At 66.9% G+C, this 14,373-nt stretch carries 13 protein-coding genes; 8 read left to right on the top strand and 5 right to left on the bottom strand.

What is annotated here, in order from left to right:
* From GN330_RS22060 to GN330_RS22050, 3 genes are all read left to right on the top strand, one after another.
* Positions 1 to 615: serine hydrolase domain-containing protein (locus GN330_RS22060; RefSeq protein WP_156715657.1), on the top strand; the 615-nt coding region annotated here is incomplete at its 5' end.
* Between the two features lie 272 nt (positions 616 to 887).
* The gene (locus GN330_RS22055; protein WP_197435278.1) at positions 888 to 1,985 is read left to right on the top strand and encodes a porin; all 1,098 of its coding nucleotides are present in this window, start codon (positions 888 to 890) and stop codon (positions 1,983 to 1,985) included.
* A 157-nt stretch (positions 1,986 to 2,142) separates the two neighbouring features.
* Positions 2,143 to 3,255: a pyridoxal phosphate-dependent aminotransferase gene (locus tag GN330_RS22050; RefSeq protein WP_156715653.1), complete on the top strand. Its 1,113-nt coding sequence runs from the start codon at positions 2,143 to 2,145 to the stop codon at positions 3,253 to 3,255.
* A 16-nt stretch (positions 3,256 to 3,271) separates the two neighbouring features.
* Here GN330_RS22050 and GN330_RS22045 read toward each other — a convergent pair whose 3' ends face one another.
* The 3 genes from GN330_RS22045 to rnk form a co-directional block, all read right to left on the bottom strand.
* Positions 3,272 to 4,528 (bottom strand): D-amino acid dehydrogenase, encoded by a 1,257-nt coding sequence (locus tag GN330_RS22045; RefSeq protein ID WP_343041055.1) that lies wholly within the window; start codon positions 4,526 to 4,528, stop codon positions 3,272 to 3,274.
* A gap of 118 nt (positions 4,529 to 4,646) precedes the next feature.
* Positions 4,647 to 5,186 carry a GreA/GreB family elongation factor gene (locus GN330_RS22040; protein ID WP_156715648.1) on the bottom strand — a complete coding sequence of 180 codons (540 nt, stop codon included), beginning with the start codon at positions 5,184 to 5,186 and terminating at the stop codon, positions 4,647 to 4,649.
* A gap of 148 nt (positions 5,187 to 5,334) precedes the next feature.
* Positions 5,335 to 5,787, bottom strand: a complete 453-nt coding sequence (rnk, locus tag GN330_RS22035) for a nucleoside diphosphate kinase regulator (RefSeq protein WP_156715646.1) — start codon at positions 5,785 to 5,787, stop codon at positions 5,335 to 5,337.
* 410 nt (positions 5,788 to 6,197) lie between these two features.
* Here rnk and GN330_RS22030 point away from each other — a divergent pair, with 410 nt between their 5' ends.
* Positions 6,198 to 6,842: a TetR/AcrR family transcriptional regulator gene (locus GN330_RS22030; protein ID WP_156715644.1), complete on the top strand. Its 645-nt coding sequence runs from the start codon at positions 6,198 to 6,200 to the stop codon at positions 6,840 to 6,842.
* Positions 6,808 to 7,971, top strand: a complete 1,164-nt coding sequence (locus GN330_RS22025; RefSeq protein ID WP_156715641.1) for an isovaleryl-CoA dehydrogenase — start codon at positions 6,808 to 6,810, stop codon at positions 7,969 to 7,971. Before GN330_RS22030 ends, GN330_RS22025 begins: the two co-directional genes overlap by 35 nt.
* Positions 7,972 to 8,260: 289 nt before the next feature.
* Here GN330_RS22025 and GN330_RS22020 read toward each other — a convergent pair whose 3' ends face one another.
* Entirely contained in the window at positions 8,261 to 9,418 is a 1,158-nt protein-coding gene (locus tag GN330_RS22020; protein ID WP_156715638.1) for a PcfJ domain-containing protein, read from the bottom strand.
* Between the two features lie 286 nt (positions 9,419 to 9,704).
* Between GN330_RS22020 and GN330_RS22015 the strand changes: the two genes are divergently transcribed.
* On the top strand, positions 9,705 to 10,424 hold the full coding sequence (locus GN330_RS22015) for a flavodoxin family protein (RefSeq protein ID WP_156715636.1): 720 nt from the start codon (positions 9,705 to 9,707) through the stop codon (positions 10,422 to 10,424).
* A gap of 128 nt (positions 10,425 to 10,552) precedes the next feature.
* Positions 10,553 to 12,160, top strand: coding sequence for a carboxyl transferase domain-containing protein (locus GN330_RS22010; RefSeq protein ID WP_156715634.1), 1,608 nt, complete (start codon positions 10,553 to 10,555; stop codon positions 12,158 to 12,160).
* Here the strand turns inward: GN330_RS22010 and GN330_RS22005 are convergent.
* On the bottom strand, positions 12,150 to 13,412 hold the full coding sequence (locus GN330_RS22005; protein WP_156715632.1) for an MFS transporter: 1,263 nt from the start codon (positions 13,410 to 13,412) through the stop codon (positions 12,150 to 12,152). The genes GN330_RS22010 and GN330_RS22005 overlap by 11 nt on opposite strands.
* Positions 13,413 to 13,681: 269 nt before the next feature.
* On the opposite strand from GN330_RS22005, the gene GN330_RS22000 reads away from it, so the two are divergent.
* On the top strand, positions 13,682 to 14,353 hold the full coding sequence (locus GN330_RS22000; protein ID WP_156715630.1) for a spermidine synthase: 672 nt from the start codon (positions 13,682 to 13,684) through the stop codon (positions 14,351 to 14,353).
* Positions 14,354 to 14,373: the final 20 nt, after the last annotated feature.

Raw genomic sequence — 14,373 nt, 5'->3', positions numbered from 1 at the left:
GAGCACGATCCCGACGCGGCGCAAACCCTGCCGCAGGTGCTTGCCGCGCTGCCGCGCGCCGATGGAGCCCATGGCCGGCGCTTTCGCTACGCCTCGCCGGTGACCGACATGCTCGGCCTGGTCGTCGAGCGCGCGGCCGGCCAGCGCTACCATGCCTTTTTGCGCGACAGGCTGTGGCGGCCGATGGGGGCCACGGGCGAGGCCCTTGTCACCGTCGACCGGATCGGGACGGCGCGGGCCGCCGGCGGCATCGCGATGACGGCGCGCGACCTGGCCCGGATCGGCCAGCTCGTGCTCGACGGCGGGGTCGCGAAGGGCCGCCAGGTGGTGCCGGCCGACTGGATTTCGGACCTGCGTACAAACGGCAGCCGGAGCGCCTGGGCGGACGGCGATTTCGTCGACCTGTTCGCACAGGGGCGCTACCGCTCGTGCTGGTATTCGGTCGGCGACGATCATGGCAGCCTGGCCGCGATCGGCATCCACGAGCAATGGCTGTGGATCGATCCGCAGTGCCGGGTGGTGCTGGCCAAGCTGTCCTCGCGGCCGCAGCCGAGCCACGATCCCGCCACCCGGCGCGAGGCGGCGATGCTGGCCCGGATCGCGCGCGGGTTGTGACGGCGGCTTCTCCAACCCTGTAACACAGATGTCACAGGCTTCGGCGATTGTGCACCCGCGTCCGGTCATCGGCGCGGAACGGTCGGCTGCGACGCAATTTCGCTCTGGCCAACCCCACAACAATCTGCTTATTGCTGACTCATCGAGTCATAATTTGTTATAACATTACGATTCGATGTTCCGGACGACCTCATCGCCTTAGCTGAGCCGCCGGACGCATGAAACGCGTTTCGGGCGGGAATCCCAAGCCCCGTCCACCATTGGAGAATGACATGAAGATCAGGAAGTTGCTTGTCGGCACCACGGCGACGCTGGCCTTCGCGCCGGCTGCCGCGATGGCAGCCGACGCGGTGGTCATCGCCGAGCCGGAGCCGGTGGAATATGTACGGGTCTGCGACGCCTTCGGAGCCGGTTTCTTTTATATCCCCGGCACCGAGACTTGCCTGCGCATCTCGGGTTACGTGCGCTACCGGGTCGGCGCGACCAGCGATGACGGGCTGACCGACACGCCGAACTTCAACGGATACGCACCGGACGGCTGGAACAAGGAAACCCGCGCCCGGGTCAATATCGACGCCCGCCAGGACACCGAATGGGGCATGCTGCGCAGCTATTTGCGGTTGCAGTCGACCTGGGGCGTGCCGAGCGACGGCGCCGTTTCCGTCGATCAGGCCTGGATCAGCCTCGGCGGCCTGCGGATGGGTTACACCGAATCGGCCTGGGGCGACACGGTTTCGGGCATCAACACCACCGGCACGCATTCCGACGGCGCCTTGTGGTACGGCGATCAGCAGCGCCACCTGATTCAGTACAATTTCTCGACCGCCAGCGGCCTGTTCGGCGTCATCTCGCTGGAAGACGACGCGCTTTCGGGCGAAGGTTACATGCCCGACATCGTCGGCGTGCTGTCGTACGAACAGGGCTGGGGCGGTGTCTGGGGCCGGGTCGGTTATGACGAATCCTTCGACGGCTTCGGCGCATCGATCGGCCTGCAGCTCAACGTCCCCAACACCACCGGTTCCTCGTTGCGCCTGATCGGCTACTACGCCGATGGCGACCACGTCTATGGCACCGGCAGCTCCTATGGCGCGATCTCCGGCGGCATGGGCAATGCCGAATGGGCCGCGCTCGCCTCCTACTACCACCAGTTCACCTCGACGGTCGGCGGCTCGGTCGGTTTTGAGTATTTCAACGATTTCTACGCCGGCAATTCCAGCGTCAGCACCGGGTTGAACGGTTATGTCGCCGAACTGTCGATGGTGTGGGAACCGATCGACAATTTCGAGATTCGTTCGGAAGTGACCTACGACAAGGTCGACACACGCGACGGCTCGGTCGGTGGCTTCCTGTCGTTCACGCGCAGCTTCTGATCAACGTTTTCGCCCGAAACAAATTTTTCTTCGGTCCGGCGTTCGCGCCGGGCCGTTTTCATTTTTTCGGCCGCCGGCCGCTTGACGACGCGGTTCCTGTCTGCCGGGAATCCGGCTATATTGCCCGTCCCTTCCCCATCTGGAATTCCCACGCCCCATGTCCTCCCGTCCCGTCCTGACCCCGCTTGCCCAGTCGCTGCCCGCCACGGTGCCCTTCGTCGGGCCTGAAACGCAGGAACGCGCGCGCGGCGCGCCGTTCCGTGCCCGTCTCGGCGCCAATGAGAGCGGGTTCGGACCGGCACCGTCCGTGATCGACGCGATGGCGCGGGCGGCCGGTTTGGCCTGGCGCTATTGCGACCCGGAAAATTTCGACCTGAAACAAGCGCTCGCGGCACGGCTCGGCGTGGCGCCCGACACGATCGCGGTCGGCGAGGGCATTGACGGGCTGCTCGGCCTGGCCGTGCGCCTGTTCGCCGCGCCCGGCGCTGCCGTGGTGACCTCGCTCGGCGCCTATCCGACCTTCAACTACCATGTCGCCGGCTTCGGCGCCCGGCTCGTTACGGTGCCCTATCGCGACGACCACGAGGATCTGGACGGTCTGGCTGAGGCGGCGCGACGCGAAAACGCCAGCCTGTGTTATCTCGCCAATCCCGACAATCCGATGGGCACGTGGTGGGACGCGGATACGGTGATGCGCTTCATCGAAGCGCTGCCGGACGACACAATGCTGGTTCTCGACGAGGCCTATGGCGAGACCGCGCCGGCCGGCACCCTGCCGCCGCTCGACGTGGAACGGCCCAACGTGTTGCGCATGCGCACCTTCTCCAAGGCCTATGGGCTGGCCGGCCTGCGCTGCGGCTACGCGATCGGCGAACGCGAACAGATCCGCGCCTTCGACAAGGTGCGCAACCATTTCGGCGTCAACCGCATGGCCCAGGCGGCCGCGCTTGCCGCCCTTGCCGACCAGGCTTGGCTGGAGACCGTCATCGGCAAGGTCGCCGCCGGGCGCGACCGGATCGCGGCGATCGCCGCACAAAACGGGCTTGCCGCCCTGCCCTCGGCGACCAATTTCGTCACTATCGATTGCGGGCGCGACGGCGCCTATGCGCAAAAAGTGACCGAGGCGCTGCTTGCCGCCGGCATCTTCGTGCGCAAGCCGATGGCGCCCGGCCTCGACCGCTGCATCCGCGTCTCGGCCGGGCCCGAGGCCGAACTGGCGCTTTTCGCCGCCGAACTGCCCGGGGCGCTCGCAGCGGCCGCCGCCGGCTGAACGGCAGGCAGCCGGGTCAGCCGTAGCGCGCCAGGTTCAGATCGCCGGCATCGACCTCGGGTGTCCTGCCGCCGATCAAATCGGCCAGAACGCGGGCCGAGCCGCAGGCCATGGTCCAGCCCAACGTGCCGTGGCCGGTGTTGAGATAGAGGCCCTCCACAGGGGTCGCGCCGACCACGGGCGGACCGTCCGGCGTCATCGGACGCAACCCGCACCAGAACGTGGCCTTTGCGGTATCGCCGCCCGCTGGAAACAACTGGTTGAAGGAGTGCTCGAGCGCGGCCCGGCGGCTCTGCCTGGGGCCGAGGTCGAAACCGGCGATCTCGGCCGTTCCACCGACGCGGATACGCGTGCCGAGCCGGGTGATCGCGGTCTTGTAGGTCTCGTCCATCACGGTCGAGACCGGGGCAGCGTGCTCCTCGGCGACCGGCATGGTGAGCGAATAACCCTTGACCGGATAGACCGGCAGTTTTAGCCCCAGCGGGCCGAGCACGGTCGGGCTGTGACTGCCGAGCGCCACGACATAGGCATCGGCCTCGCGGAAACCGCGCGACGTCACAACGCCCGTCACCGCGCGGCCGTCGCTCATCAGCGCCTGCACGTCGGTGTCGTAGGAAAACGTCACGCCGTGCGCGGCGGCAGCCTGCGCCAGCAGGGTGGTGAACAAATGGCAGTCGCCGGTCTCATCGCCGGGCAGCCGCAAACCGCCGACGAAATCGGCCTTGGCGCCGGCCAGTCCCGGTTCGGCCGCCACGCAACCCTTGCGGTCGAGCGCCTCGTAGGCGACGTCGAACTGGCGCAGCACCTCGACGTCGCGGGCGATGCCGTCGAACTGCTTTCGGGTGCGGAAAAGTTGCAGCGTGCCGCGGCTGCGCTCGTCATAGGCAAGGCCGGTCTCGGCCCGCAACTGCTTCAGGCAGTCGCGGCTGTATTCGGCGAGCGGCACCATGCGGGCCTTGTTGCGCGCATACCGGTCCGCGGTGCAGTTGCGCAGCATCTTGAAGAGCCAGATCCAGCGGGCCGGGTCCACGCCCGGACGCACCACCAGCGGCCCGTGCCGCATTGCAAGCCATTTCAACGCCTTCAGCGGCACGCCCGGGGCCGCCCACGGCGAGGCGTAGCCCGGCGAGACCTGGCCGGCATTGGCGAAGCTGGTCTCCTTGCCCGGCCCATCGCAGCGTTCGACGAGTTCGACCTCGTGTCCGGACCGGGCCAGATAGTAGGCGGTGGTCACGCCGATGACGCCTCCGCCGAGGACCAGCACTTTCATAATTTCGTTCTCCGGTGGTTTTGATGGGGATGGCGCCGCCCGGCGGACGGCGCCCCTGGGCAAAGCGGCCTGGCAGAGCCCGTTGCGGGTGGCCGGAAACCGCGAAAGCCGGATGGTCCTTTCAGGCGGCGGAGGGGCCGGGATCGTCGAACCCGCCGGGACCGACCGAAGCCTGGCGGCCCGAGGTTCGGACGCTGCCCTGGATCAACGTGAGCGTCGGCCGGCTATGCACAGGCGGCGCCATGCGCGTCAGCGCCTCCTTCTCGCGGCGCGCGGCCTCGGGCTGGTAGAGAACGCTTTCCAGAACGATCGTCTCGTGAACGCCGTCCTGCCCGGCGAACCGGAACAGCTGGCCTTCACTGAGACCGATCAGCGCCAGCCCGCGCAGCGAGGTCAGCGGAAGGAAAAGCCCGACCGGCGACTGCATGCGTTCATGCGAGATCACCCTTGTATCGGGCTCGCGGCCGTCGACGCTGAACGTGATCCGGCTGTTGAGGGTCGCCACGGTGGCGGAAATGTCGTCGCCGAAGACGACACGCGCCGTGTCGAGCTTTTCTTTCAGCAGCGCCGCCATCGGATCGTCCTGACCCAGGCAGCGCTCGAACATGACTTCGAGGATCGTATGATCCTTGGTGGTGAGGATGCAGCTTTGCTCAGACATCGCAGTTCTCCAGCGCTCCGCCCGGGGAGCGGTTGCGGTTTGACGACAATGGAGAATCCCCTGGCCGCTGGCGGGCGGCACAGGGGCTACGATCCTGCGAGGAGACAGCCTCCGAACAGCGTGAGGCGACAGAAAGGCCTGGCCCCGCTCATGAGGCCCGGCCCGCTTCATGCACCGGGGCCGGCGCGGGTGCGACACTGGTGGCGTTGTCGACGCTCTCCACGGTGAGCCGGTGGGTACGGCCGTCGCGGGCGGTCCAGTCGATCGACTGCCCGGCCGCCAGGCCGATCAGCGCGACGCCGATCGGCGTCAGGACGGAGACCTTGCCTTCGGCAATATCCGCCTCGCCGGGAAACACCAGCGTGACCGTGCGATCCTCGCCGATATCGCTGGTGAAACGCAGACGCGAGCCCATGCGCACCACATCGGCGGCCAGTTTTGAATCGTCCACGGTGCGCGCGCGGTCGAGCTCAGCGAAGAGCTGGTCGGCGACGGCAGGATTGCGTTCGGCAAAGCCTTCCGCCAGCCGCGAAAGCCGCTCATGGTCGGAGCGGGTCATGGCAATCGCCGGCTTGCGCTTTCTCTTGGTCTCGGGAGCCATTCCTGGACTTCCTCGTAAATCAGGCGCCGCCGGTGCACTTGCGATGCGCGGCGCCTTGGTTTGGTCTGGTGGATGAAGTGTCGCGTTTCGGGTTCGCGTCGTCCCGCCTAGCGGGAAAACTTGCCTGTGCCCCGCAGCCGGGGCGCGACGCGACCGGGCCCGGGGTCAGTGTCCCGCGATAGGACACACCCTGTGAAGGATCAAAACGGGTTGCTCGGTCCAGTACATGCGTCGAGACTTGGTGTAGGGCGGCGGCAATGTCAAGCCTCGGCCCGTCCTTGGATCAGCAGTCGGCACACCCTGACCGACCTCCGCGATAATATATCGCCAAGCCCCCGGCATAGGACACGGCGCCGGCTCTCTTGAATTAATTGAACGTTCGTTTTATTATTGCGTTCGGGAGAAACGCAATGGCGCGCACGATCGGCTCGGACGGCGAAAAAACGGAGGCTGCGATCCGCGAGGCGGCCGTCAACCTGATCGCGCGCCATGGCTACGAGGCTGTCTCGATGCGCCGGCTGGCGGCCGAGGTCGGCGTCCAGGCCGCCGCTCTCTACCGCTATTTTCCGACCAAGGAAGAATTGTTGTTCACGCTGATGCGCGAGCACATGGAGGAGTTGATCGCAGCCTGGAGAGCGGCCGATCCCGGCCCGGCCGACAGCGCCGCGCGGCTTGCCGCATTCGTGCGCAATCATATCGTTTTTCATGTCGCGCGCCGGCACGCCACCCATGTCTCCAATATGGAGCTGAGAAGCCTCTCGCCCGTGCGGCTGACGGCGGTGCTGCGGCTGCGCGCGACCTATGAAAAGGAACTGCGCGGGATTTTGCGGACCGGCGCGGCCGCGGGGGCGTTCACCGTTGACGACCCGGCGCTGACGGCGATGGCGATCATTCAGATGATCACCGGCGTGATCGTCTGGTTCCGGCCCGACGAAAGACTGTCGGTACGCGAAGTGGCCGACAAATACCACACCATGACAATGCGCCTGGTCGCAGCGGCCGGGCATGCGGAGGAAAAAAATGTTCACGCACATGATGCAGTTCGGGCTGGGTGAGGAGATCGAGGCGCTGCGCGACATGGTGCGCCGCTTCGCCCAGGACAGGATCGCGCCGATCGCGGCCGAGATCGACGCCAGCAACGAATTCCCCGCCGCGCTGTGGAAGGAACTCGGCGAACTGGGGCTGCTCGGCATCACCGCCGATCCCGAGCATGGCGGATCGGGCATGGGCTATCTCGCCCATGTGGTGGCGATCGAGGAGATTTCGCGCGCCTCGGCCTCGGTCGGGCTTTCCTACGGCGCGCATTCCAATCTGTGCGTCAACCAGATCAGGCGCTGGGGCACGGCCGCGCAGAAGGCGGCCTATCTGCCCGGCCTGTGCGCGGGCGACAAGGTCGGCGCGCTGGCAATGTCGGAATCGGGCGCCGGCTCGGATGTCGTGTCGATGCGGCTCAGGGCGGAAAAGAAGAACGACCGCTACGTGTTGACCGGCACCAAGATGTGGATCACCAACGGACCCGACGCCGACACGATGGTGGTCTACGCCAAGACCGATCCCGAGCGGCATTCGCGCGGCATCACCGCCTTCATCGTGGAAAACACCATGAAGGGATTCTCGGTGGCGCAGAAGCTCGACAAGCTGGGCATGCGCGGCTCCAACACCGGCGAACTGGTGTTCGACAATGTCGAGGTGCCGTTCGAAAACGTGCTGCACGAGGAGGGCAAGGGCGTCGAGGTGCTGATGTCCGGGCTTGACTACGAACGCGTGGTGCTGGCCGCCGGTCCGGTCGGCATCATGGCCGCCTGCCTCGACGTGGCCGTGCCCTATTGCCACGAACGCAAGCAGTTCGGCCAGAAGATCGGCGAGTTCCAGCTCGTCCAGGCCAAGCTCGCCGACATCTACGCTGCGCTCAACGCCAGCCGGGCCTATGTCTACGCGGTGGCGGCGGCCTGCGACCGGGGCGAGACAACACGCAAGGATTCGGCCGGCTGCGTGCTGTTTTCGGCCGAAAAAGCAACCCAGTGCGCGCTCGACGCGATCCAGATCCTCGGCGGCAACGGCTACATCAACGACTATCCGACCGGCCGACTGTTGCGCGACGCCAAGCTCTACGAGATCGGCGCCGGCACCAGCGAGATCAGGCGATGGCTGATCGGCCGCGAGATGATGGCGGAGAGCGGTTGAGGCCGCATGCACCCGCCACGCATTAAGCACCTTTCCGGAGATGCCGGCCCACAGTTCTCGTCGCTCAGGATCGTGCAGTGGCCGGATCGACGGAACCCGGCGTAGTTTCCCGCCCCTATTTCAGCGCGGTCGCCGTCATCATGTTCACCTGTAGCGACATGGTACTGTTTGCCGCGAATTCCTGCCATCGCCGGCAGGCGTCCCGCTCCCGTTCGTCGCGCTGCTGCCGGCTCGCCTGATTGGCTAGCTCCGCGAGTGGCGACCGCGGAACCTCTCATCCGCCTCCCCTTCACATCACCACCACGCCGCGCGCCTTGGCCCAGCGCATAAGCACCTTCTGCTCGTCGGGCAGGGGCGGCCGGTTGGCGAAACCGCGCACCTGCACGGCCCGGTCCTGGCGGTCAAGCTCGATGGTCAAAAGCCGCTCGACCTTGCCCGGCACGCGCCGGGTAAGCGACCAGATCGTGGCCGAACCAGCGATGCATTTGGCCGCATAGGTCGACACGCAATGGCGCATGGCGCGGGTCTCGGCCACCAGCTCGGATGCCGAGCGCAGCTGGCGCACGCAATATTCCTCGCGCCGCGCGCGCGGCTCCTTCGCCGAAGGCTGCCACGACCAGTCGGCGAGCGCCGAACCGTCCCAGCGTCCGCCCTCGGGCGCGGCCATGCCGGCGCGCGCCGCCGCCCGCCCTGCCCGGCGGCGTGCAGCCTCGATGCGGGCGATCGTCGCCAGATCGCGGTGCCATTCGTGCATCTGGCGCTCCAGCGAGGCGAGCGTGCGCCCCTTGAGGCTGTAGCGCCGGTCGCGCCGATGGCAGGCGTCGAGATAGTCGACGAGATCGTCGATCAGCGCGCGCGGTGCCGGGTTGGCGCAGAAAAACTGCGCCGCCTCGCGCCAGAAGGCGAACTGGCGGCGCGGCGTATATGCGACCTTGGAACGGGCAATGCTCAGCGCCAGGCCGAGATCATCGGTATAGCTGCGTGCCACCGCCTGCCAGAACGCGGCCTCGAAGGAGAGATCGCCCGGCGGGTTGAGGAAACGGTGCACCTCCTTGCGGGTCAGCCATTCGCCGGCGCCCTCCTTGTAAAGCGAGCCGCCGCGCGCGGCGATGACATACCAGCCCTTGCGCAGCCGCACCTCGTCGACGCCGAGCTCCTCGACGCCAAGCCATACCCGCTCGAGCGCGCTGGAGACCGGATAACGGGCATAAAGATGACGCGCGGCGGCAAGCCGCAGCCGGGCTGGATCGCGCGACTTCATACGCGGACGCCAGGCGGTCGGGTCGCGGATCGCCTCGCCGGCGAAACCGACCCTCGCCTCGGCGAGCGCCTTGTTGAAATCGGGAGCCGGACGCGCGGCGCGGACAACGCGCTTCAGCGTGGCGTCGTAAGCTTCAACTCTTTCGCGCGCGGCCTCCTGCCGGCGCTGGATCATGGAACGGGCCATGGCCTTCGGGCCTCAATGGATTGCTGTCAGCCGGACGCAATACGAGCGTCGGCACGAAACGTGGCGAACTCGAATGCGATCTCATGACAGGGCTCCTTAAGGCCGGAATGGAGGGGCTCGATAGGCGGGCAAGGCGGCAAAGATATGGCGGTTTCGGGCAAGAATGACGGCGCCGGAGCGGTGTGGCGGGCCTTTTCGTGCCGCGCCGGGCTGCTATGGTCGACCGGAACCGCGCCATCCGCCCCGCGTTGGCCAAGCACGACAGCATAGCAACGGGAGACGAACCATGACGCTCAGCGACACGCAAGAAAAGCTCAATCGCGGCCACGATTTCGACTTTCCCGGCTTGAAAGCCGTGTTCATCAACTGCTCGCTCAAGGCCTCGCATCAGGGCGCCTCGCACACACAAACGCTGATGGACGACGCGATCGCGATCATGGAGCAGAACGGCGTCGCGGTGACGAACCTGCCCGCGGCCGACCACCGCCTCGCCTTCGGCGTCCAGCCCGACATGCGCGAGCATGGCGCGAGCCACGACGACTGGCCGGAGATTTTCTGGCCCAAAGTGCGCGACGCCGACATTCTGGTGCTCGGCACGCCGATCTGGCTCGGCGAGGAATCCTCGCTGTGCCGGGTGATCATCGAGCGGCTCTACGCCCATTCCGCCCAGCGCAACGACAAGGGCCAGTACGTTTTCTACGGCAAGACCGGCGGCTGCATGGTGACCGGCAACGAGGATGGTATCAAGCATGTGTCGATGAGTTGCCTCTACGCCATGCAGCATGTCGGCTACACGATCCCGCCGCAGGCCGATTGCGGCTGGATCGGCGAGGCCGGCCCGGGCCCGTCCTATGGCGACACGCTCGACGACGGCAGCCGCGCCGGTTTCGACAATGATTTCACCCGCCGCAACCTGACCTTCATGACGTGGAACCTGATGCATGTCGCGCGCCTGCTCAAACGGGCCGGCGGCCTGCCCGCGCACGGCAACACCGCCGCCTCCTGAAGATCGGACGTCTCTGGCGGGCGGCCGCGCCGCGCGGTCGCGGGCGCGGTGCTGGACAGACCCCGCCTGCCCCCCTATCGATAGGTTATGCCGGGCTCCGCCTCCGACCGGACAGTGCAAGGATCATCATGGCCACGCTTTCCTCCCAGATTTCACCCGCCGCCGAGAGTTTCCGCGATAATGCCAAACGCATGAAGGCGCTGGTGGCCGAGATCGCAACCATGGCGGCCGAGGTCGAGCGCGGCGGTCCGCAGGCGGCGCGCGAACGCCATACCGGGCGCGGCAAGCTTTTGCCGCGCGAGCGGTTGGCGCAACTGCTCGACGCCGGTTCGCCGTTCCTGGAAATCGGCCAGTTCGCCGCGCATGCCATGTATTCGGGCGACATCGCGTCTGCCGGCATGATCGCCGGCATCGGCCGGGTGTCGGGCCGCGAGGTGATGGTGGTGGTCAACGACGCCACCGTGAAGGGCGGCACCTATTATCCGCTGACGGTGAAAAAGCACCTGCGCGCCCAGGAGATCGCGCGCGAAAACAACCTGCCCTGCATCTATCTGGTCGATTCGGGCGGGGCCAACCTGCCCAATCAGGACGAGGTCTTCCCGGACCGCGAGCATTTCGGCCGTATCTTCTTCAACCAGGCCAACATGTCGGCCGCCGGCATCCCGCAGATCGCCTGCGTGATGGGATCCTGCACGGCGGGCGGGGCCTATGTGCCGGCGATGTCGGACGAATCGATCATGGTGCGCAACCAGGCGACGATCTTTCTCGGCGGCCCGCCGCTGGTCAAGGCGGCGACCGGCGAGGACGTCACCGCCGAGGAACTGGGCGGAGCGGAGGTGCATACGCGCCAATCGGGCGTGGCCGACCACTACGCCATCGACGACGAGCACGCGCTCGGCCTGGTGCGCCGTATCGTTGCCAATTTGAACCGGCAAAAACCCGCCCGGCTGGAGACCCGCGCCCCGGTCGCCCCGCTTTACGCGTCCGACGAAATCTACGGCGTGGTGCCGGCCGAGACGCGGCAGCCCTACGACGTGCGCGAGGTGATCGCGCGCATCGTCGACGGTTCCGAACTGGACGAGTTCAAGCAGAATTACGGCACGACGCTGGTGACCGGCTTTGCCCGCATCCACGGGCTGCCGGTCGGCATCATCGCCAATAATGGCGTGTTGTTTTCGGAATCCGCCCTCAAGGGCGCACATTTCATCGAATTGTGCTGCCAGCGCGACATTCCGCTGGTGTTTTTGCAAAACATCACCGGCTTCATGGTCGGCAAGAAATACGAGGCCGGCGGCATCGCCCGCGACGGCGCCAAGCTGGTGACGGCGGTGGCCACGGCGCGCGTGCCGAAAGTGACCGTCATCATCGGCGGTTCGTTCGGCGCCGGCAATTACGGCATGTGCGGGCGCGCCTACTCGCCGCGCTTTTTATGGATGTGGCCGAACGCGCGCATTTCGGTGATGGGCGGCGAGCAGGCCGCCACCGTCCTGTCGATGGTCAAGCGCGAGGGCATTGAGCGCAAGGGCGGTGAATGGTCGGACGAGGACGAGGCGGAATTCAAAAAGCCGATCCTGGAAAAATACGAAAAGGAAGGCCACCCGCTCTATTCGTCGGCAAGGCTCTGGGACGACGGCATCATCGACCCGGCCAGGACGCGCGAGGTGCTGGCGCTCAGCCTGTCGGCAGCGCTCAACGGCGAACGCGAGGAGACGAAATTCGGCGTCTTCAGGATGTAGGCGGCGGCACCGCCTCCTCCTCGGTGCGCGCATCCATGGTGGCGAGCGTTTCCGGCGTCGCGGCCGGCAGCGCCGGCACCACCCGGAAATCGCTGCGCAGTTCGGGCGGCAGCGATTCCGTGCACCATGAGCGCCACAGGGCGTAGAGGCCGTAAACCGCATAAACGCCACCGATCGCCATAAAAAAACCGTTCGGGCCGAAGCCGTCCATCAGGCGCCCGCCAAGCTGCGGTCCGACCATGGTGCCGATCCCGTAGACGATCAGCAGCCCGCCCGAGACCTGCACGAACTCGTCCGAACTCGCCTGGTCGTTGGCATGGGCGACATTAAGCGCGTAGATGGTGAAGAGCACCGAACCCAGAGCAAACGTACCCAGGATGATGCTGACCGGCCGCGTCGGCGCCAGCATCACCATGGCGACCGAGATGGCGACGCCGATGGCGCCGGCCAGCGCCATCACGTAGCGGCGGTCGACCCGGTCGGACAACTTGCCGAACGGCACCTGGAACAGCATGCCGCCGACCATGGCGGCGGTCAGCATCGCGGCAATGCCGGTCGAAGAGAGCCCGACCGCGCGCCCGTAAAGGGGCCCGAAATACATCCAGTTGCCGAAGATCACGCCGGCCAGCAGCGAGCCGACGACGGCCGCCGGCGACTTTCTGAACAGCCCCAGCGCGTTGATCCTGACCTCGGCCAGCGGCTGCGGCGCGGGCGCGACCGACAGCGCCACCGGGATAAGTGCGGCGCCAAAGGCCAGCGCGGCGATCATGAACAGGTTCGCCGACTTAACGTCGCCGAGCGGCAGGATGAACTGGCCCGCGGCGACGCCCGACATCGACACGATCATGTAGGCAGCGAACACTGCGCCGCGATTAGTATTGGCAACCCGCTCGTTCAGCCAGCTCTCCACCACCATATAGCCGCCGACCAGCGTCAGCCCGCCCATGGCGCGAAACACCGCCCAGGCCACCGGATCGGTCACCATGGCGTGTAGCAGCATCGAGGCGGCGAGCGTCGTCTGCAGCACCGCGAACACCCTGATATGGCCGACCCGGCGCACGAAAAGCGGCGTGAGCAGGCATCCCGCGGTGAAGGCCAGGGCATAGCAGGTGCCGATCCAGGCAATGGTCGTCTGCGACCAACCCTCGGCAGCCGCCCGCAACGGCACGACCACATTGCCGAGGCCGGTCCCCACCATCATCAGGAAGGTTCCAAGCAGGAGAGCGCCGAGCGGTCTGATCTCACGCAGCATGCCGAAGGTCCATTGGATCGGTCTTTGAGGCTTACCCCCTGCCCGCCCGGCGCAATCCCATGAAAACGTCCCGTGCATGCCGCATTTCAGCTAGTGCCCGCGACGAATTTCGCCACGACGTTGCGGCCTGCCGGCCACGCCGCTAGAAGCAGCCGGCAACAAGGTCGGAGTCCAGATGGCAAACCACCGCATCGCCGGCATGGCGCGATCCAGATTCGCGGTCCTTGGGGCATGAGCGCGGCGTTGCCGGCCCGGCTGGAGTTGCCGCAATGATCCCGTGGGAAACGCTCGACACCGCAACCGTGCCCGGCGGCCGGGAGACGCTGCGGCTGAAACGGCGCGGCACCGAGATTTCCGTCATGCTGGGCAGCAACGAATTGATGAACAGCCGGCTGAGCGGCTCGGAGGAAGCGCTCGCCCGGCTGAGCATCGAGCGGCTGACCTCGCCCGCCCCGCGGCTGCTTGTCGGCGGCCTTGGCCTCGGTTTCACGCTGCGCGCCGCCCTGCCCCTTTTGCCGCCGGCAGCCCGCGTCACCGTGGCCGAACTGGTGCCGGCGGTGATTGCCTGGGCGCGCGGCCCGCTCGCCGCGCTGCACGGCGACAGCCTGACCGACCCGCGCGTGTCAATCGTGGAGGCCGATGTCGGCGCCGTCATCCGGGCGCAGCGGTCCCGGTGGGACGCCATCCTGCTCGACGTCGACAACGGCCCCGAAGGGCTGAGCCGGGCCGGCAACGATGCGCTCTACAGCGCCAGCGGCCTGGCCGCGGCCCACAACGCACTGGCGCCGGGCGGCGTCTTGTCGGTGTGGTCGGCCGGGCCCGATCGCGGCTTCACCCGCCGCCTGCGCGACACCGGCCTGGCGGTGGAAGAAATTTCCGTGCGCGCCGGCACCACCAGACGCGGCGCCCGGCACGTCATCTGGCTGGCAAGCAAGGCGTGACCGTTGCGCCACCCCATTTG

This window comes from Nitratireductor arenosus (assembly GCF_009742725.1).
Classification (GTDB): domain Bacteria; phylum Pseudomonadota; class Alphaproteobacteria; order Rhizobiales; family Rhizobiaceae; genus Mangrovimarina; species Mangrovimarina arenosa.
Note: the sequence above shows the minus strand (reverse complement) of the source record. Positions and strands in the feature narration are given on the sequence as shown.

Bases quoted from the DNA above. Each gene is read 5' to 3' on its own strand.
- GN330_RS22055 (WP_197435278.1), top strand. From the start codon at position 888: ATGAAGATCAGGAAGTTGCTTGTCGGCACCACGGCGACGCTGGCCTTC.
- GN330_RS22050 (WP_156715653.1), top strand. From the start codon at position 2,143: ATGTCCTCCCGTCCCGTCCTGACCCCGCTTGCCCAGTCGCTGCCCGCC.
- GN330_RS22040 (WP_156715648.1), bottom strand. From the start codon at position 5,186: ATGTCTGAGCAAAGCTGCATCCTCACCACCAAGGATCATACGATCCTC.
- rnk (WP_156715646.1), bottom strand. From the start codon at position 5,787: ATGGCTCCCGAGACCAAGAGAAAGCGCAAGCCGGCGATTGCCATGACC.
- GN330_RS22030 (WP_156715644.1), top strand. From the start codon at position 6,198: ATGGCGCGCACGATCGGCTCGGACGGCGAAAAAACGGAGGCTGCGATC.
- GN330_RS22025 (WP_156715641.1), top strand. From the start codon at position 6,808: ATGTTCACGCACATGATGCAGTTCGGGCTGGGTGAGGAGATCGAGGCG.
- GN330_RS22020 (WP_156715638.1), bottom strand. From the start codon at position 9,418: ATGGCCCGTTCCATGATCCAGCGCCGGCAGGAGGCCGCGCGCGAAAGA.
- GN330_RS22015 (WP_156715636.1), top strand. From the start codon at position 9,705: ATGACGCTCAGCGACACGCAAGAAAAGCTCAATCGCGGCCACGATTTC.
- GN330_RS22010 (WP_156715634.1), top strand. From the start codon at position 10,553: ATGGCCACGCTTTCCTCCCAGATTTCACCCGCCGCCGAGAGTTTCCGC.
- GN330_RS22005 (WP_156715632.1), bottom strand. From the start codon at position 13,412: ATGCTGCGTGAGATCAGACCGCTCGGCGCTCTCCTGCTTGGAACCTTC.
- GN330_RS22000 (WP_156715630.1), top strand. From the start codon at position 13,682: ATGATCCCGTGGGAAACGCTCGACACCGCAACCGTGCCCGGCGGCCGG.